This is a genomic window from Paenibacillus sp. 01T443 (genome assembly GCF_056398325.1).
Map to the genome: position 1 here is coordinate 258,155 of NZ_JBFTPE010000010.1, position 25,037 is coordinate 283,191.

A 25,037-nucleotide genomic window follows, 5' to 3' on the forward strand; every position below is an offset into this window, starting at 1 on the left:
AATAGGCAGCGGCTTGTCGACTTTTATAGTCATTTTTAATGTGTTTTTGTAAGCCTTTCAATCAGGCTTATTATTCGAGGTTAAAAAATGACCCATTCGCTGAAGGTTTGCTTAATAGAGGGGAGTCAGCTCAACCAGCGCCACCTCATGCGGCTCCAGCACCGTATGATAAGTAAAACCATACTCTATTTCGACCGTTTGCACCGATCTTTGAGGAACGGAAGCCGTCTTTATATAATTGATATCCTCTGCCGATAACGGCTCTGGGGCCCCCATTTCCACCCATTTATCATAGGAGCTGCCATGTTTTCGATTAATCCGATGCGTGATCATGCGATACTTCCCATTCGGAATAGCCTTTAGCTCAAAGGTCATCTTCAATACTTTCTCGTCCTTAAAGCCATTGTAGCGATTCGTCTCATCAATAAAGGACGTATCTCCGAGCGCATACAAATCATCAAAGTGACAATAGTTATACACGAGCACCTGGTACTCTTTGCTGCCGGTGGCTGTCACGACATAACCTTCCCCGCGTGCAAGCAGCTTATCGCCTAGCTTGGCGAGTAAATCATAGGCATACATGGCTGCCTTCGGAATCCCATGCTGGGCGATTAGACCAAGGCCGCCGTGAAACAGCTGCGGCGATGCAACGGTTTCTTCGATATTGTCACTCAGCACCCAATAGCCAAAGCCTTGAATATAATCGAGATTATCTACAAGATTTTTCACGATATACGCGGCTTTATACAAGGTATCATTCGTCAATTCCCTGTGATACGCCGTTGAGTTCCATTCCGTCAAATAAACCTCCCGGTCGGCGAGACCTTGCTCCTGCAGTAATCCAACCTCATGAATGAGCTTCTCCTTCAGATAGTTCGGATTAGGGGAGATCCGCCGGAAATGATCCTGCAATTGACGGTACGAGGGCAGCTGAAGCAGGTGGTTATCCAGTTCGTCCATCATGTCCTCAATATGCTCATGCGGGTAAAAATGCAGCGGTATAAAGTCCGGCAAGCAATCGTTTTGTTTGCAGAAAGCGAAAAAGGCTTCACTAAACTCGAATGTGCCCAGGGTGATTATTCGGCCCGGCGCCCCCATTTGGAGCTCGGTGGAAATGCTTTTGATCGCTTGGTAGGTTCGTTTGTACATCTGCATATATTCCGCGTCAGTAGCAGGCCAGAATGCCGAAAACTCCGGTTCATTCCAAAATTCAAATTTCCAGCCTTTCACTTGCGCTGCTCCGTAGCGATTCATGCAGTGGCGTACGAATTGACTAACCATGTCACACCATCGGTCCAGTGATTTGGGCGGACTCGTATAGCTGACCTTAGAGAAAACCGTCTTGCTTGGATCAGCCGCCAGCTTTGAGGGCATAAAACCTAATTCTACAAACGGCTTTAAGCCAATGGACAGCAAAAAATCAAACAACTGGTCTACAAATCGAAAATTATAGCGAGGTTCTCCGGCCTCATCCTCGTCATAGATCATCATGGCATCATCAAAGATACCGTGAAATCTGATATTCGAAAAAGGGCATCGCCGCTGTAAGTCACGCAGCTGCCGCTGTACATCGGCATGCAGACCTTCTTTTGCTTTCCCGATCGTTATGACCGTTTTCCAAGTATGCTTAATCGGCTTGCCGCTTGCTTGCATATCCACTTGATGCGTCACCGATTGCAGCGGCTGCGCGGGCTCTTGATTAAAGGAATGCCCCCGCTGCAAGTATTGATTAATAATGCCCAACGCGCTCGATTGATTGAACGCCAAATAATTGGAGGACCACTTCTCCTTCTGCTCATAAATGTCAGGCCGGTACTGTTTGCGGTATTCAGTTGGCGTCATCTCATACCGGTTTTTAAAAGCTGCATAAAAGGACTTGGCATTGGGAAAACCATGCTGCATTGCCAAATCGGCAATCGGTGTCTCTACATGGTGCAATAACGCTTCTACCGTATTTTTCAGCCGTATATTCGTCAAATAGGATTGAAAGTTCAGTCCGATATTTTCACTAAAGAACTTGGATAAATAAGGTACCGACAAAAACTCGCGCTCTGCCATATCAAGAAGAGAGACCGGCTCTCTGTAATGTTCATCAATATAGGTAATGATGCGCATCATGCGTTCCATATATTTTTCATTCATGGCACCGCTCACCGCTTCTGCCTTGAATTGCTTCATTAATATAGATAAGACACCCAGCATTCTTACTTGCATGTCCAGCTCATACGATTCGCCCTTCTTATGAATCAGCTGTACCATTTCGGCAAGCAGTTTACGCATGCGGTCCAAAGCTTCTCTTTTGTTAGGCCCCATTAGGCTGGAATGACAATCAAATTGAATCTGCTCCAGCCCGCTGATATAGGTTTTAAGAAAGGAGACCGGGATCTGGTAGGTTGCAATGATGTTGAGATCGCGGCCAATGACCTCATGGACATGCCATGAATTGATCACCAGCACATCACCCTCGGATAACGTGGTTTTCTCGGCTCCTACGGTAACCTCCAGCTTTCCGCGCAGCACAAAAATAATTTCAACGCTGTTATGCCAATGGCTGGGTACATAATTCACGCTATGCAGCGAAACGTCGAACTGCAGCTTTGTGCCTGTCTCTACCAGCTCGTACATGGAACTACCCATCTTATGGCTCCTTTCGATCTTTCCCCTCTAAAAATGCACCGATTTATGGTTAATTATAACTCATATCCTTGCCTTTGCTCCTATTCTCAAACCGATATTGGAAAAAGCCAGCAAGATCATTAAGATGATCTTGCTGGCTTTGGTTATTCCCTATTATTGCTCTTGTTATTTGGATACCGACTTGAACCATTCATTCACTTCGGTCGTAATTTGGTCTCCGCCGTTGGCTTTCCAATTAGTCACGAAGCTGTCAAAAGCATCGATCGGCAATTTGCCGTAAATGATTTTGTTGAACGTCTCCAGCTCGGATTGACGCAGCAGGCTCCATTTTGAAATCATCGTTGGTGTCGCCGCGCCTGTGAAGAAGTTTTGCTTGCGGATATCGATCTGCGACATCACGACTTTTGCGGAATACCAGTTCTCCGGTTTACGGAATTCAGCAGTCTGCTTCTCATAAGGCGTTTCCGGTGCCGCGCCGTCTGCAAGCTTAACCAGTGTTTTCATATAAAGGTCTGGGATACGAGCCGGACCGGTAATAAAGGCAAACTCATTGTTAAAGTCTTTGATTTTGTCTTTGTTGTTGGTCGGTTGTCCATCCACTTCATCCCAGTCATACCCTTTGGCAAAACCGTATTCGAATTTGCTTCCGGCTGCAGGGTTAGCCAAATTATCGAGCAGGTAATTGTAATACAGGAAGAACGCTTCCGGATGCTCGGCATCCTTGTTAATCATAAAGCTGCTGTTTACGCCTGAATTTTGCCATTTCGTACCGATGAGGCCATCTGGACCTGCCGGGATCGGATATGCTTTGTATTTAGAGCCTTTTACGTTTTTGAGCAGATCCGGTGCCGGCCAGTCAGGAACCCAGTTCGCGCCTGGCAGAACGCCCGCTTTTCCGTTTGTCCAAATTTCAGCTGTTTTTCCTTCGTCCCACAAAGCTGCATCCGGATGAATATAACCTTTTTCCATCCATTCTTTCAGCTTGGCGAGCGCTTGCTTCGCTCCCGGGTTAACAGAACCGTACTCAAGATTGCCGTTTGCGTCCTTGTTCCATTGCTCTTCCACCGCGCCATATGCGCCATAAAGCCAGTCGAGCGAGCCCATCCACGTATTCGTGTTGTTCTTCAAAGAAATCGCGAGCGGATACACGTCCTTAGCAGCGAGTCCGTCTGGATTCTGATTTTTAAATTTGTCCAAAATATTATCGAGGTCCGCAATCGTTTTAGGAGCTTCCAGGTTCAGCTTCTCCATCCAATCCTCGCGCAGCCACAAGAGCGTGTCATCATTATCGGTATATTCTAGAATCGGTACATTCCACTTCTTGCCGTCCTTCGTGAAGGGATACCATAATTCCGGATGCTGCGCGGCATGGTCTTTCCATGTTTGGTTCGCATATTTATCAAACAGCTCGCCAATCGGCAAAAATTGTCCGGAATCGATAAGCTGATTCGTCAAGATCGGGTCGGTCGGCACAAAGACGAAATCCGGAAGTTTCTCGCCAGAGGCAATCGCGAGCTGAAGCTTCTGCTTGTATTGGTCGTTTCCTGCCGGATACCAAGTATCCTTATGCTTCATACCGAACTGCTCCAGCATCCAGCGGTCATGCACATTGTTTTCCTTGGTGTCGCCATTGGTATACTTTCTCGGCATAATGACCGTGCTGATTTCAATCGGCGGATCATATTTGCCTTTTGCAAACGCGGTATCAGACTCTGACTCAGCGGCTGTATTCGTCGCTGTATTCGTCGCGGTATTCTCTGTGCCTTTATTCTCGTTCTTGCCGGTATTTCCGCTGCAAGCACTTACGATGAAGGCCATAGCGATGAGCAACACCCATGCTTTTCTAAGTTTATTCATGTTTCAGTCCCCTTTGAAGTAAGATGATCACATAAGCTACTTTACCAAGCAGCAGGGGAGGGCATCTATATGACTTTGTTAGTTTCCATAGGACTCTGTCATGTTGTTAGGAGCCGATCCGATAATCCTGCGGCGTCACGCCAAACTGGCGTTTGAACACCTTGATGAAGTAAGCCGGCTCCAAATATCCGATTTCCGCGCTGATTTCATATACCTTTTTGTCGGTCGTTTTCAGCAGATGGCAGGCCCGTTCCATACGAAGCCGGGACACGTAATCGCTAATTCCTTCGCCGGTTTCGATTTTATAAATTTTGGATAAATGCGTCGTATGCAGGTTCACATGATCGGCTAGCGCGCGCAATGACACATCCAGGTGAAGATTTTTTTCAGTAAACGCCTGAACCTTCTTCACATAATGGGAACGGATGTCGTTCACCTCATTGGCTGTTCCCACTTTCAGCTTGCCAAGTCCCATCATAGACCAATTACGCAGCTTGCTGATGGAGCTGAAAGCTTCCCCCCTCTGTAATAGTTCCATGTCCTCTCCTAAAAGCTTGGCCAGCGAATACCCGTTTCGATGCGCGTAGTGCGTAAATGCCGACGCGATCAGAAAACCGGCCTCCATGCAGTGCTCCCAGGAATCGGACCATTTGTGATCAAGCTCCGTGAAAACTAGCCGCAGCTTTTCTTCCACCGCGTCCCAGCGCCCGGCTTCCAGCAGATTGTTCAAAGACGGCGGGCTGTGGATCGCATCCAAAGCGCCCTCGGATACCGTTTGCTCCAGGTCGCTGACACGCATGACGAATTCACGTTCATCCCCGACAATTTGGCGAAAGGAAGCGGCAGCCTTCCGGTAAACATCCGCAAGCTGCTCGGGAAAACGGAACGGCTCCGTGATGACAATCGAGAGTGAACCTTTCAAAAACTGTTTGACCTTCGCCTGCAGCTGCACGGCAAGCTTCTCCAGCAGCATTTCCTTCCTGATTGCTGGATCGTCTCCCTTGAACTGAAGCAGGAAAGCCAAATAGCCATGCTCCTCCCTGACTCCCCAAACCTCCGTAAATTCGCCGAAAATTTCTTCCGCAATGTTGATTATCGCATATTCCATCAGCTGCTGGCCGTTGTTGCGGTACTGCCCGAACTCCTCCTCCAAACGGACGAGTAGCAGCGCGCAATCCCCGAACCGGATCGGCAAATGGTAATTTTCCAGCTTTCTGCTCCACTCGTCGGCGGGAAACCTCGTTCCGCGCAGCGCATCAAGCAGCAGCTGTCCCCGCAGCAGCGGAAGGTTCTCCCGCAGCGTATATTCCGTACGTTCATGAGAGCTGATGCTCTCCCATTCCGCTTTCAGTTGTTCGATCGCCTTCTTGACTGCTCCGAACAATTCTTGATCGGTCGGCGGTTTCAGCAAGTATTCAATGGCTTGATGCCGCACGGCCTCCTTCGCATATTCAAAATCCGAATGCCCGGATAAAATAATGCATTTGATTCTCTTATCGCTGGCTCGGATTTTCTCTATGAGCTCTATCCCTGTCATTTCAGGCATTAAAATATCAGATATGATAATATCAATCGGCTGGGTCGCTATAATTTGCAGCGCTTCCTGCGCGGAATAAGCTTTATGAACCTGTTCAATACCGAGCGTATGCCAAGGCTTGTGCATCGATAAATTATCTACCCAGTGGGCTTCATCATCTACTATGATCATTTGCATGTAATGGATCTCCTTGTATGTTGGGATGATGTCACAGCTCTTCTTCGAGGGGCATCTGCCAGATGATTTCGGTTCGAAATCCCCCTAAAATTGATTTGGTAAAATAGAGATAAGACCCTTCTCCAAACTGATGCATAATTCTTTGATTGGTATTCCAAAGGCCGCAGCCCATCTCCTCCTGCAGCGGCTCCTTCATTTTCCGGTTAAGCGCGTCCTGCTGCTCCGGGTTCATGCCGGGACCGTCGTCGTCGATATATATTTTGCATAAACCTCCCGAAACCTCGCCCCGAATACGAATTTCACCCGAAGAATAGGTTTTGCCAACGCCATGAATGACGGCATTTTCCACAACGGGCTGGATCAGCAAACGAGGAACCTGCTGCTTTAGCAGCTCATCCGGTATATCGATCGTATAGTAAATTCTTTCGTTGCGCAGCTTCTGAATGTCCAAATAATTGACGATCAGCTTGATTTCTTCCTCCACGGAGCCGGTTTGCCGTTCCATTCGAGTCGTATAGCGGTAATAAGCGCTTAAATTATAAGCCATCGATACGACCGCCTCCTCCTCTTTCATCTGTGCCATATTAATAATATAGCCCAGGCAGTTATAGAGAAAATGGGGATTGATCTGCGCCTGCAGCTGCTTCAGCGTCGCTTCCCTTGCCCTCAGCTTCTCGCCGAGCACCTTCTCGACCAGATCCTGAATTTGCCGCGACATTTCATTGAACCGGTAAAAGAGAAAGGCAAACTCGTTGTTGACATTCTCTTTGATCTGTACCGAGAAATCTCCGCGCTGCACGCTCTGCAAGCCGCGAATCAGCTTGATGATCGGACGCTGCACGTTCCTGTAAAGCAGTACGGATGCGGATATCCCGATCGCGAACAGCAAAGCCATCGACAAATAAAAGAGATTCCGGCTGAACGATATCGGTCCGAGCATCTGGTCCAGCGGCACGATGTCGACCAAATACCAATTGAGCTGCGGCGATTTCACCGCGCTTACCAAATAGTTTTTACCGTCCAAACGGACAATCTCCTGCTCGGTTGCATCAAGCTGCCTTCCATCGAGAAAACGAACCAGTTCTCCTGCAAGCTCCTTGGAAGCGCTGCGGTTCAGGATCGGCGGTTTGCCTTTGCGGTAAAAGATCGGATCCCCTTGTCCCCCCGCTTTATAAGTATCCAGCATATTCTCGATATTCTCATGGCCAAAGCTCGCTTGTACGACTAGATTGCTGCCTTTAAGCGCGCCTTGATGACCAAAGGAATCGGTATAAAACCAATGGAACGATTTTTGGTCGTCCGGCACGCTCTCCCTGCCGTCGCCGTATGTCCATTCTCCCGTCATATTGTTGTTCAAATAAGCCTCGTCGTATTTGATCGTATCCTTATTGTTGGATATCGCTTCTTTGTTTTGCTGTGAATAAACCGTATACGTAACCGGCCAAATATTCGCTATGCCCGACTGCAGCATCATCTTCTCCTGCACGACATATCTCGTCTGCATCCGGTCATAGAGATCGTCCCAAATGTTTAACCCGTTGAATTTCTCGACATTCGGGTCCCTTGAGAACGTAATGACGAAATCGACCGTTTGATCGATCCGCGAATCGATTTGGCTGGACAGAAAGGAAAGCTGCTTCATGTTGGAAGCCCGCAGCTCCTTGCTGATAATATTCGTTGCGATTTCGTTGGAATAAGCGAACAGAATGATGATCGGAATAAAAAGGACCAGAATCAAAATATTCATTTTGGCAAAAAGGCTGTACCTCGGCCCCATCTTCTTTTTTACAAACGCTGCGCTTTGGCGTAGTACCATTTTTCGATCCCCCCGGCTGATCTGCCTAACAAAAACCTATGAATCCTAACATTGTCTTATAGTTTCGTGCGGATGGACTTTGTTACTATTTATATCAGGGTTTCAAGTGTTACACAAATATGATTTTACGGAAAGGGAGAATTATGGACTCTAATACCCTATTGCAACTAAACCCTAAAGCTGCCCAGAAAATGAAAAAAAACAGCGGCTATAAGCAGCCATGGATGCTTCATTTGATGGTGCTGCCAGCCGTGCTGCTGGTCTTCATTTTTGCTTATCTTCCCATGTCCGGGCTTGTCATGGCGTTTCAGGATTATAAGGCCGGGCTCGGTATATCCGGCTCGCCATGGGTCGGACTTAAACATTTCCGTTACATGCTCGAGAATGAATATTTTCTGCAAATTACGTGGAATACGTTATTTTTCGCCTGCTCCAAGATCATTATGAACTTGATCATTCCGTTTATTTTTGCCTTGCTGCTTAACGAGGTACGGAATATGGGGCTCAAAAGATCGATCCAAACGCTCGTCTATTTGCCACACTTTCTTTCTTGGGTTACGCTCTCCGGCATTCTGATCGATGTGCTTGCCCAGACCGGGCTTATCAACCAGTTCCTCTCGAATGTATTTGGCATAAAGCCGATTTTCTTCCTGGGTGACGGTTTCTGGTTCCGGTTCACGATTATTTTCAGCGATGTATGGAAGGAATTTGGCTTTAATACGATTATCATCCTCGCGGCGCTTGCTGGCATAAATCCGGCATTGTACGAAGCGGCCGAGGTCGACGGAGCGAACCGGATCAAGCAAACGATGCATATTACGATACCTGCGCTTATCCCGATTCTCATCGTTGTCGCTACGCTCGCGCTCGGCAACGTGCTTAACGCCAACTTCGACCAAGTGTTCAACCTTTACAGCCCGCTCATCTATCAGCAAGGCGATATTATTGACACATTCGTGTACCGTGAAGGCTTGCTTAGCGGACAATTCAGCTTTGCGACGGCTGTCGGCTTCTTCAAATCCTTGATCAGCTTAATCCTGATCGTTATCTCCTACCGTCTTGCCTATAAATTCGCCGGCTACAGGATCTTCTAGAAAGGGTGACTGCTCATGTATCACAAAACCATGTCTTACCGCATATTCAGCCTCTTCAACAATGTGCTGCTCACCGTCATCTCGGTTATCTGTTTGCTGCCGTTGTATCATTTGCTGATGGTGTCCTTAAGCTCGTCCGCTCCGGCTAATGCCGGACTTGTTACTTTTTGGCCGGTTGGCTTCACCTTCGAGGCTTACTCCAAAACCTTCGAGAACGCCAACTTTTTGTCTTCCCTTTGGGTATCGGTGCAGCGGACCATTCTCGGTACGGCGCTTGCCATGGCCGTGAACGCCGTGGCCGCCTATGCCCTATCCAAAGAAACCCGCATCTTCCGGGCGCGGAACATTTATTTATGGTATTTCGTCGTAACGATGCTCTTCAGCGGCGGATTGATTCCAGGTTATATTCTCATTCTCAAGCTTGGACTTATGAACACGCTTATGGCGCTTATTCTTCCAGTCACGGTATCGGTATATAACGTTATTCTGCTGCTCAACTTCTTCCGCACCGTGCCGAAAGAGCTTGAAGAAGCTGCTTTCATTGACGGCGCCAGCCACTTGAGAAGCTTTGTCTCGATTTACCTTCCGATCTCCATGCCGGCGATTGCGACGATCTCGTTGTTCACGATGGTTATGCATTGGAACGCTTATTTCGACGGCTTGATCTATATCAAGGAATCGATGGATCTTCCGCTTGCAAGCTTCCTGCAGACCGTAATCGTACAGGCGGATATGAGCAAGTTCGATCCGTCAATCGTTGCGAACAAATCCCAGCGCACGCTTCGGGCATCGCAAATTTTCATCGGCGCCCTGCCCATCCTGCTCGTCTATCCAATCCTGCAGCGCTACTTTGTCAAAGGGATTGTCATTGGCGCGGTAAAGGAATAACGGCAGACTGTAGGAGCAGCAGCTTCACTTTAACAGGAATAGCAGCTCCGCTACTAACACTCCGACCTCACTCATTACAGCGATGCGGCGGCTTCACCGCCTTTGTCGGACCGAACAGCCGGCGGACGACTATGCTGGCATTCAAATTAGTGAAAGAGCAGGAAACAAAAACAACCAACATGCCTTTGCGGCATGTTGGTTGTTTTATTTTTGCATCTATCGTTTGAATTCAAGATGATTATGTTTCATATTGCTTGACTTCTACTTCTTTGCTTATACTGCTTTGATTCTACTGCTTTGCTTATACTGCTTTGATTCTACTGCTTCGCTTTTGCCGCATAGCTTCTACTTCTTAGCTCTACTTGTCTTGTTTCTACTGCTTTACTTACGTAATTTCTACTGCTTAACTTTTTCTCCTTAATCTCTACTACTTAACTTCTACTGCTTAATCTACTCCTTAACCCCTACTCCTTAACTGCTACTCTTTAACTGCTACTCCTTAACTGCTACTCTTTAACCTCTTCTTCTTAACTTCTACTCCTTAACTGCTACTCCTTAACCTCTTCTTCTTAACTTCTACTCCTTAAATTCTACTCTTCAACTKCTACTCCTTAACTKCTACTCCTTAACCTCTTCTTCTTAACTTCTACTTCTTAACTTCTACTCTTCAACTGCTACTCCTTAACTGCTACTCCTTAACCACTACTCCTTAACCGCTACTCTTTAACTGCTACTCCTTAACTTCTACTCCTTAACAACTTCTACTCTTCAACTGCTACTCCTTAACTGCTACTCCTTAACCACTACTCCTTAACCACTACTCTTTAACTGCTACTCCTTAACTTCTACTCCTTAACTGCTACTCCTTAACCACTACTCCTTAACCACTACTCCTTAACCRCTACTCTTTAACTGCTACTCCTTAACTTCTACTCCTWAACYKCTACTCYTTAACTGCTACTCCTTAACCTCTTCTTCTTAACTTCTACTYCTTAACTTCTACTCTTCAACTGCTACTCCTTAACTGCTACTCCTTAAYCWCTACTCCTTAACCGCTACTCTTTAACTGCTACTCCTTAACTGCGACTCCTTAATCTCTACTCCTTAACCCCTACTCCTTAACCCCTACTCCTTAACCGCTACTCCTTAACTGCTACTCCCTAACCTCTACTCCGTTGCTTCTTACCGCTTGCTTCTCCGTCCAATCGATTAGCTGGAATTTCTCCAGTTAAATGACCGCGTTTCAGTCCACAAATCAGATTAGATGGAATTTCTCCTGTTAATTCAGTGGTTTTCACCATATTCTATTGTTTCCTTAGAATTAGATGGAGAAATTCCATCTAATTGATTAAATTCGCCGCTTCTCATCATTTTAAAGGGAGAAATTCCATCTAAATAAAAAAAGAATAGAACAAGACGAAAGAACGAAGGTGAGAAGTCGAACCAGAGGAGACAGCATTCGCTTTAGAGACATTTCGAACAGGAGAAGCTTCAGCATTCGCCTTTGTCTCCCTATTACTTCCGCAAGCATCAAAATTGACCGGAAGCCCCAATCTTCTCCACAGTTACAGCAGTGGCTTTAGCTTTATACCGCTTCCGCTTTTCCCTTCTTTTCATACACCCGGTACAAAACCAGACCAAACAGCATACCGGCAAAAGACATCCCCGCTATCGTTAGGTATAGCGTTTTGGCACCGAATAGGCCATAGATGGAGCCTCCTAAATAGGAGGCTAGAATGCCCGATACGCCGAAGAAGAGCAGCGCCAGCACCGTTTGACCCGTAGCCCGCCATTCCACCGGTACGATTCGGTACAGATATTGAATCGCTGCGGAATAAAAGACCGGGAACGTCAGCAGCTGCAAAATTTGTAAATACGCTAACATATGCGGATCGGTGATCCACGCCGAAATGAAAAACCGAATAAAGAAAAACGCAGCAGAGATTGATATTAGCAGCATTTCTTTACCCTTGCGCAGCCACCAGAAGCTTAGAGCAAATACCAAGATCTCGCTACCCGCCGCCAGAAAAAAAGCCTGTCCGACCAGCTCGGGGGTTCCTCCCAGCTCCCGGATGTAAATGCCGAGAAACGTATCGTTCATCCGTGCCGGGACCGAACATACAAATATTAGCACGAGAAACATAAGCGTTTCTTTATTGCCAATGAATTGCTTCAGGGAGCTCAACGTAACCGGCTTGCCTGTAACGGGAACATCCGGCATCAGCCAGCTTACGGCAAAGCTAATAACGCCAATGGCAGCAAATAGCAAAGCAAGACTGTTCGCTCCGAAATAAGACATCACATAGCCCGTGAGCAGCGAGGTGACAGCGTAACCCAAGGCACCATACGTACGGATCGAGCCATAGCTGACGCCCGAAGCCTCGGATACCGAGAAGTTAAGGCTTTCCGTCAATGGATCAATCGGCATTAGGAAAAAATACATCAGCATCGCAAACAAAATAAGCAATATAAAATGGCTGGAGCTGTAGAGCGCATAACCAATAATGCTGGATAGTACAAGCAGCAGCAGCAATATTTTGCGAATCGTCTTCGTTCTATCGCTAATAATTCCCCACAGCGGCTGGGTGATTATCGTAACAAAGCCTCCCGTACCAATGATGAAGCCAATTTGCGCCGGTCTTAAGCCCTGTTCATCTAGATAGACAGGCAAAAACGTAATAAACATGGAGAGTAAAGCAAAGTACAGAAAGTTAAAGCTTCGTAATAATCTTAAGGCTTGCATCAACTTGAAAGCTCCTCGCATTTTATTGAATCAGCAGTGACCTTTAAATTTATTCCAATGAGGACACTGATTAATTTTGTTTAGTATAACAGATTAGCCGCCAATCCCTAACTGTTCGCAGGCAGCAAGAAGTCAAGCGCAGTTGCATTGAGACACTTACCATATTATGTTACTGTAAATCTATGAATAGCCAATGGTATTCGGATACTAGGAGGCGGACTTTTGAAAAACACAATTACGCCGCAGCCGGCTCAAAAGCAGGCGGCTGTATCGCAACAAGACCATTCTTCACCAGCGTCTCATCCTATGCAGCTTGCATCCGCTTCTAATGGAGGTTATACAGCGGCACAGCTCATTCAACTACAGCGAACCATCGGGAACGGCGCCGCGCGGCAGCTGATGAAAGCCGATGCTTCAGCGAAACCGATTCAGAGAATGACCGAAGCTGATGTTCCTAAAACAGATACTAAAAAATTCAAGAAATTGCGGGAGCTATACGGAAGCAAGCTTGGTGTACATTCTCAGTTATATCACTACCACGATGAGAGCTTTGATCGGTTATTAGAACTTGCCGACGATCTCACTGTATTGGAAAGCAGTATTAATGCTCTCGTTATTAAAGCGGAGAAAACGAAAGAGATTCGAACAGCAAAAGCCGCAGAAGAAGCCTCCGCCCCTAAACCCGAACCAAAAAAAGCGGAAGAATCAAAAACTGAAGCCGTAGCAACGCCGAAAAAAGAAAAGAAGAAAAAACCGCCTAAGGTTAATCTTGCTGCTACCCTATTCACCGGGGCACCGAAGACAGTTCAACAGGCTGTCGACATTGAAAAGGTAGCTACCAATCCCATCATTAAAGCCTGGATTAAAGGAAAACCAGCCTCTGCGACCATAACGGAGGGAAGCATAGAAGTAAAAGCGGATACCGTATATATTTACGCCACGGTGAGAATCTCAGACAATTCCGTTCCGGGCATGCCGCAAATACACGTCTACCCTATTGAAATCCATTACCATCCGGTGCCAACCTCTACCAATTTTCTTCATGTTAAGAGAAGCGCAGGCTCCGATGCCGGAAATAAGGTTACCAATGGCTCATGGTTGATCCCGAGAGGCAATAACACGCTTCGCGACGCTGTAGCCGCATGGAATGCAGCAAAACCTGACAATCAATCCACTCATGCTTGGTAGCCTTCTAAACAATCAGCATAAGAAGTGCCTAAGCGTAAACGGCTGATGCCGTCCTAATCGGCAAAAGCTCGTTCCGCGGACATATGGAAACAGACTTATAAGTATATAAGTAATAATTTATAAATTCTTATAATTTTAAAAAGATGATTCTTGCGGCTTAGCGACGCCTCTCAGAGTCATCTTCTTTGTTTTGCTGCCCTCATGAATTATTTTTCTCATTTCTCCATTATTGAAGGCAATGCGGCAAACAACTCAGTAGCACTTGCGCTAAATTCTAATGCATAAAGTACAACAGAATTCTCACATGGGGCCCCAGTCGAGAGGCTACGTTGCAGAAAATACAACAGAAATCACCTCCTAACCGGTAAAAGAGCCCCAATTGAACGATTCTATTGTAAAAACTACAATGTAGAGTGGATTATACTGCTTCAGACGGATTTCCGTTGTACAAACTACACTGTACCTGCAACTGTTGTTCAAACTACACTGTATCTGCATCTGTTGTTCAAACCATACGGTATCTGCAACTGTTGTTCAAACTACACGGTATCTGCATCTGTTGTTCAAACCACACGGTATCTGCAACTGTTGTTCAAACTACTGTACCTGCATCTGTTGTTCAAACCACACTGTACCTGCATCTGTTGTTCAAACTACACTGTATCGGCAACTGTTGTAAAACTACACTGTACCTGCATCTGTTGTTCAAACCACACTGTATCGGCAACAGTTGTTCAAACTACGCGGTATCTGCATCTGTTGTTCAAACCACACTGTACCTGCAACTGTTGTTCAAACTACACTGTATCTGCATCTGTTGTATAAACTTCACTGTATTTGCATCTGTTTTAAAAGACTACGACTAGCATTCCGGGCGATAAGCCACGTTCTCTCCGAGCAGATATAAGTCGTTCTGATGACGCCATTCGCTCAAGCAGGTCTGACCACTTTGGGGATAGCGGTCCTAATCATACTTATTTTTTTTAGTAAGCTGAGGCTAATGGCAGGAATGGATTAGCATACAAAAAAAACAGCCGCTCTACAAGGAGCAGGCTGCTTTCTCTGAATTCTGTTTCTCACACCGCTGAACCGGATCATCGTGTTTGAGCATGAACTTATAGATGAATGGCTGTTTTCGATTCACTTGCCCTGACAATGGCGTCCAATATCTGTTGGTTGCGGTAGCCGTCCATAAATGTCGGCAGTCCATCGGGTATGTTCCCCTCGAGCAATGCGGTGAAATCGGCGTATTGCGTTACTTTACAATGCTTTGGCACTTCGATCACGGTCTTAGCGAGCTGTCCGGGCGCTTCCTCGCGAACCCAATCCAAGTGATCCGGACGCAGCGTTGAAGCATGAATCGTACCGGAATCCCCGTAGATGGAAACTTCGTGCTGATTACCCGACCCGATGGCATTGCGTGTCGTCTGGAATACGCCCATGGCATCACCCGACATCCGGGCCTGGAAGCTTGCAAAGTCGTCGACCTCGATTTTGACCCTGTTCCCGCTTGCCGGATCCTGGCGTTCGGCAATTATGGTATGCAGCTGCGCCGTCAGCTCCTCGAATTCACCAAAGAGAAAGCGCGCCATATCGATCATATGCGAACCTAAATCGCCAAGCGTGCCCGTACCGGTTATCTCTTTGTTAAACCGCCATATATAGGGAACATTGTTTGGTGCCGCGCCCCATCCCTGTAAATACTGAATAGAGAAGCTGCGAACGGCACCAATTTTCCCTTCCCGCACGAGTTCCCTTGCATACCGGAAAGCCGGCGTGTAGCGGTACGTAAAGGCGAGCATCGCCGGAATCGGCTGCTGTTCGTACAATTCCAGCAGCTGCACGGCTTCTTCAAATACGCGGGTAAACGGTTTTTCTGCCATGAACGGCTTCCGCGCCTGAAGGCAAGCACGGACAATTTCCGCATGGACGTTGTTTGGCGTTACCGAAACTACGGCGTCAACGTCCGTGTCTTCAATCAGGCGGTTATAGTCGGAATATCTCTTGTCGGGAGCGACTGCGAGCTGTTCCCCCACTTTGGAGAGCGCTTCTTCATATACGTCGCTCACGGCAACAATCTCAAAACGGCCTTCGGCGTTCATCCACCTTATATGCTCTTGGGCCATTCCCCCCAAACCAATCAAACCGATCCGGAACTTTCTCATCTTTCTCTCTCCTCTCTTAAGCCTTCGGCCGAATCGGTTCCAGCGGAGACGCATTGCCGTAAACGGGTTCGCAGGTATGACTTGGCGCTGCCCAGCGTACGCCGTTGATGATTACCTTTTGAATCTCCTTATTGTGGTAGGTCGGGTACGTCTCATGGCCCGGACGGAAATAGAAGATTTTCCCTTGCCCCCGGTGGTACGTAACGCCGCTGCGAAACACTTCGCCGCCTTCAAACCAAGAGATGAATACCAACTGGTCAGGTGACGGTATATTGAAATGCTCGCCGTACATCTCTTCCTGGGGAAGCACGATATATTCGCCAAGCCCTGAAGCGATCGGATGGGCCGGATCAATCACCCATATTCGTTCCTTTTCGTCTGCTTCACGCCACTTCAATTGACCTGTCGGCGTACCAAGCAGTTTTGCGAAAATTTTCGACGCATGTCCGGAGTGCAGAACAATGAGTCCCATCCCCTTCAACACCCGTCCATAAATCTTCTCGACGATGGCCTCATCAACCTCATGATGCGCCAAGTGCCCCCACCAAATGAGTACATCTGTCCGATTTAAAACCTCATCCGTCAAACCGTGCTCCGGATCATCGAGCGTAGCCGTTCCCGCTTCATAACCGGCTTCCGCTAAAAATCCGGCAATCGTGCCATGAATGCCATCCGGATATATTTCACCTACGAGCGGATTAGTCCGCTCGTGGCGATTTTCATTCCATACCGTTACCTTTACCATCGCTAGCATGCTCCTTCATGATTATTACTTGACGTCTAAGTAACGCTGATAAGCGTCGGTACGAATCTCTACAAGCCGTTTAAGTCCCATTGCATTAAGCTGTTTGATATACGCGTCCCATTCTTCGTCGATATTGCCTTTCGTTATCCACTGGGCGCGGGTCGTCTTAACATAGCTGTCGATATCCGTAGTAAGCGTAGGCAGCTCCTGGAATTCTTCCGCGCTGTACATAACATTCGGGAATGGCTCGGTCACATACTCATTGCTGAGCTTATCAATCACGAGCTTCAGTCCGTCACCGGTCTTCTCGTCTAGAATGATATTTTTCTCGAAGCTAGGGCTTACGTATTTCGGGCCAAAATCCCGTAAGGATTGATCCCAGTACCAAGCATCCGCGCTTGTGCCTTCCGGCGGAGACATTAGTGCGTAAGTGCCGTCGTCATTTTTCTGGATAACCGTGCCGATTGCACCCCAGAAATTTTGAATGCTTGCTTCATTGGTGTAGAACTGGTCCGCCCAACGTGCCGCAACTTCTGGATGTTTGCTGGAGGTCGTGATCAACAGCTCGTTACGTCTCAAGCTTAAGCCTACCGGATCCCCCGTTTGGTAACGGTTACCGTCCGGACCTGCAATTGACGGAATTGTCGCATATTCATCCTTCCATTTGCCGAAGACGGCATCTGGTATCCACTGATTGGAGAAACCGATGAGGGCAGCATCTGGATTTTGCTGCTTCGCCGAAGACATGGTGTTGTCCTGCGTGAACAGCTCCTGATCGATCAAGCCTTCCGAATACAATTTATGCGCCCATTTGAGCCCCTCTTTGTATTCGTTTGCAGCGGGATAGAATGTAGGCTCGCCATCCTTAAGCATCATGCTGTTTCCGTTCAAGTCCGTTATGCCGAAAGGGTTCAGAAAATCCATGCTGATGTCTACCGAACCGCTAAAAGGAATTTCATCCGCTTTTCCGTTTTGGTTCGGGTCTTTTTCTTTGAACGCTTTGAACACATTGTAAAGTTCCTCGATATTGCTCGGCACTTCTAAACCCAGGCGATCAAGCCATGCTTTATTGATGACAGGCTGCATCGTAGTCATAGGCCGCGAAGGCAGTCTTGCGGGCAGCGAATACATCTTCCCGTCCGGAAACGTGCTGATTTTCTTCATCTCCGGCGTTTCTAACAAAGCAGCTTTAAGATTAGGCATATACTCATCGATATAATCATCAAGCGGAAGGAAATAGGATAAGTTGTTTACGATATCGGAATCCGAAAATACGTTATCGCCAAGTATGATATCCGGAAGCGTTCCGCTGGCCAGCATGATGGACTTTTGCTCGCCCCAGTCATTGGAGGACATCACCTGCCAATTGATTTTTACGTTGCTCTCTTTTTCAAGATCCTGCAGCCATTTATTACTTTTGAACGTATCCCCCATATTGCCCCAACGAACGGTCAACACGTCCAGCGTGACAGGAGCCGTTACGATCGGCAGTCCTTCTTTGTTAAAATCGGAGCCTTTGTCTGCCGGAGCATTCTCCTCTTTGCCGGCGCAGCCGATAAGACTGAATAGCATGATCAAGCTCAAAAGCAATATAACCAAACGTCTTTTTCCCATTGTTTTCGATTGGATACCCATTCAAAAATTCCCCCTCAACCTATTTTGATCTTCAAATGGCAGGTTTACTTCACGGCGCCAATCATCACCCCCTGGTTGAAATATTTTTGTACGAACGGATACATGCACATAATTGGCAGCGTAGAGACGATGATGACGGAGTAGCGCATCAGGTTGGCCAGACGCAGGGCAACGACCGCCGCTTCGCCCGTCCCCATGCTCGACTGCATCTGGTTCGTAATCAGGATGTTCCGCAGAACAAGCTGCAGGGGATACAGATCCTGATCCTTCAAATAAATCAGCGCGTTAAAATAGGAATTCCAATACCCTACGGCCGTCCAAAGCGCCAAAACCGAAAGGATCGCTTTGGACAGCGGCAAAACGATTTGAACATAATATTTCAGGTTGCCGCAGCCGTCGAGCTGCGCGGCTTCCCACAAATCGCCGGGAATACTGGACTGGAAAAATGTACGCGCCACGATGATATTGAATACGGCAACAGAGAAAGGCAGTACCATGACGAGAAACGTGTCATACATATGAAAGTCTCGGATCGTCAGGAAGGTAGGGATCAAGCCGCCGTTAAAAAACATCGTAAAGATAAAAAACATCGTAATGGCTTTGCGGCCGACAAGGTCCTTTCTGGAGAGCGCATACGCAGCCGAGACATTGATCGCCAAGCTGATTAACGTCCCTGCGGCCGTATACAGAATCGTATTTTTGTAGCCTATCCAAATGTTAGAATGTTTTAGCAGCTCCTGATAGCCATCGAGCGTAAAGCCTTTCGGAAAAAACCACATCTGGCCGTTTGCGACTGCAGACGGATCGCTGAATGACGCCATCACGATAAAGTAAATCGGATAAACGATGATGATCAGCATCAGTCCCGCAAACAAGTATATCAACATTTCCATGACGTCCAGGGTACGCCTTTTTCCCTTCTGTACGACCGGTTTCGCCGCCGCTTCCAGTGCATTCATCATGATCCTTCCTTTCTGTTACCACAGGCTGTTTTCGCTGTATTTTTTCGCCATTTGGTTGACTAGAATCAGCAATATGAAATTAATGATTGTATTGAACAGATTGATGGCCGAGGAAAAGCTGTACTGGCTGCTGAGCATCCCGATTTTATATACATAGGTCGCAATGACCTCGCTGGAGGAAATGTTCAGATTGTTCTGCATGAGATACACCTTTTCAAATCCAACGCCAAGCAGTCCCCCGATCCGAAGGATCAGCAAAGTGATAGCCGTCGGGAGCAGCATGGGCAAATCAATATACCGAATTCTCTGCCAGCGGCTCGCTCCATCCACCTTTGCCGCTTCGTAAAGGCTCGGATCGACTGCCGATAGGGCTGCAATATAAATGATGCTGTCCCAACCGGTATGCTGCCAAACATCCGTCCAAACGTAAACACTGGTGAACAATTGGGCCGATCCCATCAGGTTAGGGGCTTCTGCTCCAAATAGTCGATAAATATTTCCGAGGAGACCGTTGCCAGGCGAAAATAAGATCAGGATCAGACCGACCATGACTACAGTAGAAATGAAATGCGGCATGTAGGTAACGGTCTGGAACACTTGCTTAAAACGGTTTACGCGCATTTGATTGATCATCAGCGCAAGCATAATCGGGATCGGAAAGGTGGCTATGCTGTAAAGGCTAATGATCAGCGTATTTTTAATCGTGATCGAAAATTGATAGGAGTTGAAAAATTTCTCGAAATACTTGAATCCCGCCCAAGGGCTTTCCATTATTCCTAAAGCAGGACTGTAATCTTTAAAAGCAATCAGCACGCCGTACATCGGCTTATACGAAAATAGCAGAAGCAGCACTGCGGCAGGCAGCAGCAGGATGTACAAGCCCCAGTTCTTTCTTATCCGGCCGATTGTATGCAGCATATTGATGTTTAATTGGCTGGTTTTCAAAGCGTTTACCCCCATCCTTCTTCTTTCTCGGTCCATGTTTTCCAATCGCTCTCTCTACCTCTTTATTATAGATCCTTCTTTTTTAACAATGCGGACTTCACTAAACGGTTATTCGGACTTTTATGCGGATATAGGGGGATAGGCTTATCCTGCAAATCGTGATGATAACCTTGACGATAACACTATCCAGACTTTCTATGTTTCTTTTCGGACTTTGGATCAAAAACCGGAGAATCGATATGTCTAATTGCTCTGCATTAGCTTTATAATAGGATTTACGAACAGATATAGCCGCTTTTTCAGCTAATCCGGAATGAAAGGACTCGAAATGAGACATATGAAAAAACCAACGGCGGGCAAATCCTATCCGATTAGGCACTATGTAAAAGTGATGCTCTTGATATTAATCTCTGTATTGGTATTGGATTGTCTGATCAGCATTTCGGCGATTTCAATCGTTAAGCAGCAAACCACCCGATTTTTGCAGGATACGGCTAATATGTACATCGATCGCATCAATCTTGATTTCTCCAATATCAACCAATATATGGGCTGGACGCTTGCAAACGATGACAACGTAAAAACCATGAATAAGCACCGTCCCGACGATACCGAGTTTATTAAGGCAAATACAGAGCTGTATAAGCGTTTTTCCGAGCTTCAAAAAAATTATAATCAAAAATACAATTTCTTTGTCTACTTAAAAGACCAGCAATATTTTTTGAATTCCGCGCCAACAAGCCTTATCTATCCCGATTATCTGGAATTAAAAAAACAGGTTTTCACCTATGTTCAAGATAAAAACCTGTTAGAAAAGTTTTATTCCAATTGGTCTCCAATTCTCATAAATGATCAGTATTTTGTCATTAATATCGTGCCTTATTATGAAAGCTACATGATTTGCCTGATTTCCGCTGATAACCTAATCCGTCCCTTGCAGCAGATCGATCAAGAAAGCAACGGCCTTGTTTCCTTGGTAGATCAGAACGGAGACATCATCGTTAACCCGAAAAATGAGGAAGAAGCGGCGGCCCGGAAGGACGCGGAAAAGAAGTCCCTTCTGGACTTTACGCAAACCAAAACCACCGTCAGCGGACAATTTGCAAATGCGACCTTCGGCGTGAAGATGCTCATGAAATTCGGTGCATTTGAAAAAATAATGATCGCCCAGCTGCTCATTATGCTCTTGGCTGCCATTGTCGCTTGTTCCATATGCGGGCTTATGGTCTATTTCAATATTCTAATCCTAAGGCCCCTAAAAAAGTTTTCATATAATTTGACGCAGTTTAACGAGGACAGCAAGCCGCTCGATCTCAAAATGAACAAAATCGTCGAGCTGGAATATGCGAACAAGCTGTTTAAAAATCTGCTCGAGCAAATTAAAATTTTTAAAATCGATATTTACGAGCATAAACTGGAGAAACAAAGAATTCAGCTAGAATATATGAAATTGCAGATCAAGCCCCACTTTTTTCTGAACTGCTTAACGAATATTTATAGTATGGCCCAAATGCAAATGTACGAGGAAATTCAGAGCATGAGCATTTCCACATCGAATTATTTCCGTTATATCTTTCAGAACGGGCAGGATTTCGTGAAGCTGGAAGATGAGATTAACCATGTCCGCATTTATTTGGAAATTCAAAAACACCGTTACCGGGATGCGTTCACGTTCCGCATTGACCAAGCTGACGGTACGGGCCATATGAAAATCCCGCCGCTTGTCCTCCAAACTTTTATCGAGAACTCGGTGAAATACGCCGTTTCTCGGGTAACTGAGGTGCAAATCCAGCTGGCTGTCGAGCTGAAAACGGATTCGGAGGAAGAGCTGGCTGTCATCCGTATCTCCGATACCGGCCCCGGGTTTACCCGGGAAATATTGGAGCGGCTGGAGAACGGTATGCCTTTGGATCAGTCAGACGGTAATCATATCGGTATCATGAACACGCTGGAGCGAATGGATTACTTGTATCACAGCAAGGCGAGAATCCAATTTTCCAATGCGGTTTCCGGCGGCGCTTGCGTTACGTTATACCTTCCTCATCCCCCGCAGGAAAAGCTGTGAAAGGAGCAAAGCCTAATGAACGTACTGCTTGTAGATGACGACTACTTTGTCGTAACCGCTCTGGAGAAGAAGATTAATTGGCAAGCGTTGTCGATCGAGCAAGTCTATACTGCTTTTAACATCGCCCAAGCGCAGGAGCAGCTGAGGCAGAATAAGATCCAAATTTTAATATGCGATATCGAGATGCCGCAGGGTAGCGGTCTGGAGCTGCTCGCTTGGATCAGGGAGGAGCAGTACGACATACAAACCATATTCCTGACCAATTACGCCGACTTCAACTACGCACAGAAAGCGATTGAACTGCAGAGCTTTGACTATTTCTTAAAACCGATCGAGTTCGACAAGCTGTCGCTCATTATCCAGAAAGCGGTCGTAAAAGCCAATGAACAGCAAGATCATGCCAAAGCAATTAAGGAAGGCTACTACTGGAAAAAAAATCAGAAAAACGTTCACGAGCATTTTTGGCGTAAACTCATATCGGGGAAAACCTCCTACGCCAACCCCGCGAACATTTCGAATTTGATAGCGGAGCAAAATCTTTCTTATGGATTAGCGGATATCATGTTGCCTTTGCATATTCATATATTCCCATACGAGGAAAGCCTGGGAAAAAAAGATAAGGACCTGTTCGATTTTGCGCTGCTGAACGTTATGCATGAATTGTTCCAGGACGCCCGTTTTACGGTCGAAGCCATATTGGAATTCAAGGAATACAATTGGATCGCCATCCTGAAATGGCGTGACAATCCGGACTCCGGTATCGTCGAAGGCATTTGCGCAACCTTCATTCAAAGAGCGAATAAATACCTCAAATGCGATGCATGCTGCAATATTGCGGCCGCAGGAAAGCTTGGGGACATCCATCAGGTGATGAAAGACCTGCTCAGCATGAATGAGAAGATTATCAACTACCGCAATCAGACCTTTTTGCTGGAGCATTACCAGCAGCAGGAAGCCTTTTATACACCGCCGAATTTGTCGCTTCTGGAAGAGCTGCTCGAGCAAAACAAACCGCTTGCTTTTCTTGAGGAAACGAATAAATATTTGCAATCGATCGCGCACACGCAGATGCTGAATGCCTCTGTACTCAGCTTGTTCCGGCTCGATATGGTTCAGCTGGTATACGCTTATCTCAGAAGCAAAGAGATACAGGCGCACAAAATGTATACGGGTAGAACCAACGACCAATTGTTTATGCAATCCTTGAACTCGATCGAGGACATGGAGAAATATTTGCGGTATTTGGTAAACACCGCAACGGAATACCGGGATTTCACGGAACAGCCGAAGTCCGTTGTCGAAGAAATAAAGCATCATATCCGCACCCATTGCGGCGATGAGCTGACAAGAACCAGCCTTGCGGAAATCGTCTATCTCAATCCGGATTATTTGGCAAGGTTATTTAAGAAAGAAACGGGAATCTCATTAGGAAACTATATTATTCAAGCCCGTATCAAGGTTGCCAAGCATTTGCTCGAAACCACTCCGTTATCCGTGAATGCCATTGCTGCCAAAATCGGCTACGCGAATTACTCCTATTTTATTAAGCTTTTCAAACAGGAAATCGGTTGTACGCCTGTGGAGTACAGGAAGATCGGTAAAGCTTGATTGATGAGCGGTATATGAAAAGCAAAGCCCGGAATGATCAAGGTGATTGATCACATCCGGGCTTATTTTTAATTGCATGGGTCTTTGTACCGCTTTAGGTCCTTCATTTATTTTCTTATGTAATATAATTGATACACTGCATAAACCATAAGCAAAAATAGAGAATAAATAACAACGACAACCATCCATGCCGTGGAGCCCGAACGCATATTGGACCCAACATAAGCAAATACGAGCATAACGGGAATTTTTCCAAGGAGTGTCGACAGTATAAATATTTTAAAGGGCAAGCCAAACACGCCTGCATACGAATTGATAAGCGCCGCAGGCATAACAGGAATAATACGTGCAATGAGCAGCGCCCAGAATGTATGGTGTTTGATGAATTCATGCATACGTCGAAATGAGGTATTTCTCTTAACTAATGCCGTTCCCAGGCTGTTCAGCAGATAACGGAATAAGAAGTAAACGAACGCAGCAGCCAGCGTTGAGGCGGTTATGTTCATCACGCTGCCCCATAATAAACCATACTTCGCTCCAATCAGTCCACCAACTAATCCAAACGGAATGCCTGGTACAGCGGCTAACAAAATAACAAGAACAAAGACAACGATGAAGTCATTATTCTCTTTCGCATCTATCCAATTGATTAATACATCCATATTCAAAAAGATGACTACCATAACAACGATGTTAAGGGATGCAATAATCCATTTGATCATTTTCAAACCCACGTTCCTTTCCACAGAGCCTGCAATCCTCCTAACTCTATCATTAAATTATGGATAATAGTTTATACAATCACGACATCTATCAGAATACTGAAAAAAAAAAAGAGTTTATGAAGCAGATTCTGTTTCAATTTTTAGTGAAATGGTTAATTAATATGGTTACATACATTATCCAATCCTAGAATGGCGAAAGAATAAAGCGCTCTCACGTTGGACAAAAAAATAAGCCAAATAAAAAAACATA

General features: G+C 46.3%; 16 protein-coding genes. 5 read left to right on the plus strand and 11 right to left on the minus strand.

Annotation, left to right across the window (positions count from 1 at the left end):
• Nucleotides 1-111: 111 nt before the first annotated feature.
• The 4 genes from AC1DLI_RS20755 to AC1DLI_RS20770 all read right to left on the minus strand — a co-directional run bounded on the left by AC1DLI_RS20755 (nt 112) and on the right by AC1DLI_RS20770 (nt 8,024).
• The gene (locus AC1DLI_RS20755) at nt 112-2,637 is read right to left on the minus strand and encodes a GH39 family glycosyl hydrolase (protein WP_477605967.1); all 2,526 of its coding nucleotides are present in this window, start codon (nt 2,635-2,637) and stop codon (nt 112-114) included.
• Between the two features lie 165 nt (nt 2,638-2,802).
• On the minus strand, nt 2,803-4,494 hold the full coding sequence (locus AC1DLI_RS20760; protein WP_477605969.1) for a type 2 periplasmic-binding domain-containing protein: 1,692 nt from the start codon (nt 4,492-4,494) through the stop codon (nt 2,803-2,805).
• A gap of 106 nt (nt 4,495-4,600) precedes the next feature.
• Nucleotides 4,601-6,208 carry a response regulator gene (locus AC1DLI_RS20765; RefSeq protein WP_477605971.1) on the minus strand — a complete coding sequence of 536 codons (1,608 nt, stop codon included), beginning with the start codon at nt 6,206-6,208 and terminating at the stop codon, nt 4,601-4,603.
• A 31-nt stretch (nt 6,209-6,239) separates the two neighbouring features.
• Nucleotides 6,240-8,024, minus strand: a complete 1,785-nt coding sequence (locus tag AC1DLI_RS20770) for a sensor histidine kinase (protein ID WP_477605973.1) — start codon at nt 8,022-8,024, stop codon at nt 6,240-6,242.
• 191 nt (nt 8,025-8,215) lie between these two features.
• On the opposite strand from AC1DLI_RS20770, the gene AC1DLI_RS20775 reads away from it, so the two are divergent.
• Entirely contained in the window at nt 8,216-9,118 is a 903-nt protein-coding gene (locus tag AC1DLI_RS20775; RefSeq protein ID WP_477605975.1) for an ABC transporter permease, read from the plus strand.
• Nucleotides 9,119-9,133: 15 nt separating this feature from the next.
• A complete protein-coding gene (locus tag AC1DLI_RS20780; RefSeq protein ID WP_477605977.1) occupies nt 9,134-10,006 on the plus strand; it encodes a carbohydrate ABC transporter permease in 873 nt (290 codons plus the stop codon).
• Nucleotides 10,007-11,591: 1,585 nt separating this feature from the next.
• Here the strand turns inward: AC1DLI_RS20780 and AC1DLI_RS20785 are convergent.
• A complete protein-coding gene (locus AC1DLI_RS20785; RefSeq protein WP_477605979.1) occupies nt 11,592-12,749 on the minus strand; it encodes an MFS transporter in 1,158 nt (385 codons plus the stop codon).
• A gap of 222 nt (nt 12,750-12,971) precedes the next feature.
• Between AC1DLI_RS20785 and AC1DLI_RS20790 the strand changes: the two genes are divergently transcribed.
• Nucleotides 12,972-13,937, plus strand: coding sequence for a hypothetical protein (locus tag AC1DLI_RS20790; protein ID WP_477605981.1), 966 nt, complete (start codon nt 12,972-12,974; stop codon nt 13,935-13,937).
• A 1,115-nt stretch (nt 13,938-15,052) separates the two neighbouring features.
• Here AC1DLI_RS20790 and AC1DLI_RS20795 read toward each other — a convergent pair.
• The 5 genes from AC1DLI_RS20795 to AC1DLI_RS20815 form a co-directional block, all read right to left on the minus strand.
• Nucleotides 15,053-16,102: a Gfo/Idh/MocA family protein gene (locus AC1DLI_RS20795; RefSeq protein WP_477605983.1), complete on the minus strand. Its 1,050-nt coding sequence runs from the start codon at nt 16,100-16,102 to the stop codon at nt 15,053-15,055.
• Nucleotides 16,103-16,118: 16 nt separating this feature from the next.
• Nucleotides 16,119-16,847 carry a ThuA domain-containing protein gene (locus AC1DLI_RS20800; RefSeq protein ID WP_477605985.1) on the minus strand — a complete coding sequence of 243 codons (729 nt, stop codon included), beginning with the start codon at nt 16,845-16,847 and terminating at the stop codon, nt 16,119-16,121.
• Between the two features lie 24 nt (nt 16,848-16,871).
• On the minus strand, nt 16,872-18,461 hold the full coding sequence (locus AC1DLI_RS20805) for an extracellular solute-binding protein (RefSeq protein ID WP_477606126.1): 1,590 nt from the start codon (nt 18,459-18,461) through the stop codon (nt 16,872-16,874).
• A 65-nt stretch (nt 18,462-18,526) separates the two neighbouring features.
• Nucleotides 18,527-19,375: a carbohydrate ABC transporter permease gene (locus AC1DLI_RS20810; protein ID WP_374992207.1), complete on the minus strand. Its 849-nt coding sequence runs from the start codon at nt 19,373-19,375 to the stop codon at nt 18,527-18,529.
• Between the two features lie 84 nt (nt 19,376-19,459).
• On the minus strand, nt 19,460-20,389 hold the full coding sequence (locus AC1DLI_RS20815) for an ABC transporter permease (protein ID WP_477605987.1): 930 nt from the start codon (nt 20,387-20,389) through the stop codon (nt 19,460-19,462).
• Between the two features lie 328 nt (nt 20,390-20,717).
• On the opposite strand from AC1DLI_RS20815, the gene AC1DLI_RS20820 reads away from it, so the two are divergent.
• Together AC1DLI_RS20820 and AC1DLI_RS20825 are read left to right on the plus strand one after the other, a co-directional pair.
• Nucleotides 20,718-22,454 carry a sensor histidine kinase gene (locus AC1DLI_RS20820; RefSeq protein WP_477605989.1) on the plus strand — a complete coding sequence of 579 codons (1,737 nt, stop codon included), beginning with the start codon at nt 20,718-20,720 and terminating at the stop codon, nt 22,452-22,454.
• A 15-nt stretch (nt 22,455-22,469) separates the two neighbouring features.
• Nucleotides 22,470-24,062 (plus strand): response regulator transcription factor, encoded by a 1,593-nt coding sequence (locus AC1DLI_RS20825; RefSeq protein WP_477605991.1) that lies wholly within the window; start codon nt 22,470-22,472, stop codon nt 24,060-24,062.
• Nucleotides 24,063-24,169: 107 nt separating this feature from the next.
• On the opposite strand, the gene AC1DLI_RS20830 is transcribed toward AC1DLI_RS20825, so the two are convergent.
• Complete coding sequence (locus AC1DLI_RS20830; protein ID WP_477605993.1) at nt 24,170-24,808, minus strand: TVP38/TMEM64 family protein; 639 nt, start codon at nt 24,806-24,808, stop codon at nt 24,170-24,172.
• Nucleotides 24,809-25,037: the final 229 nt, after the last annotated feature.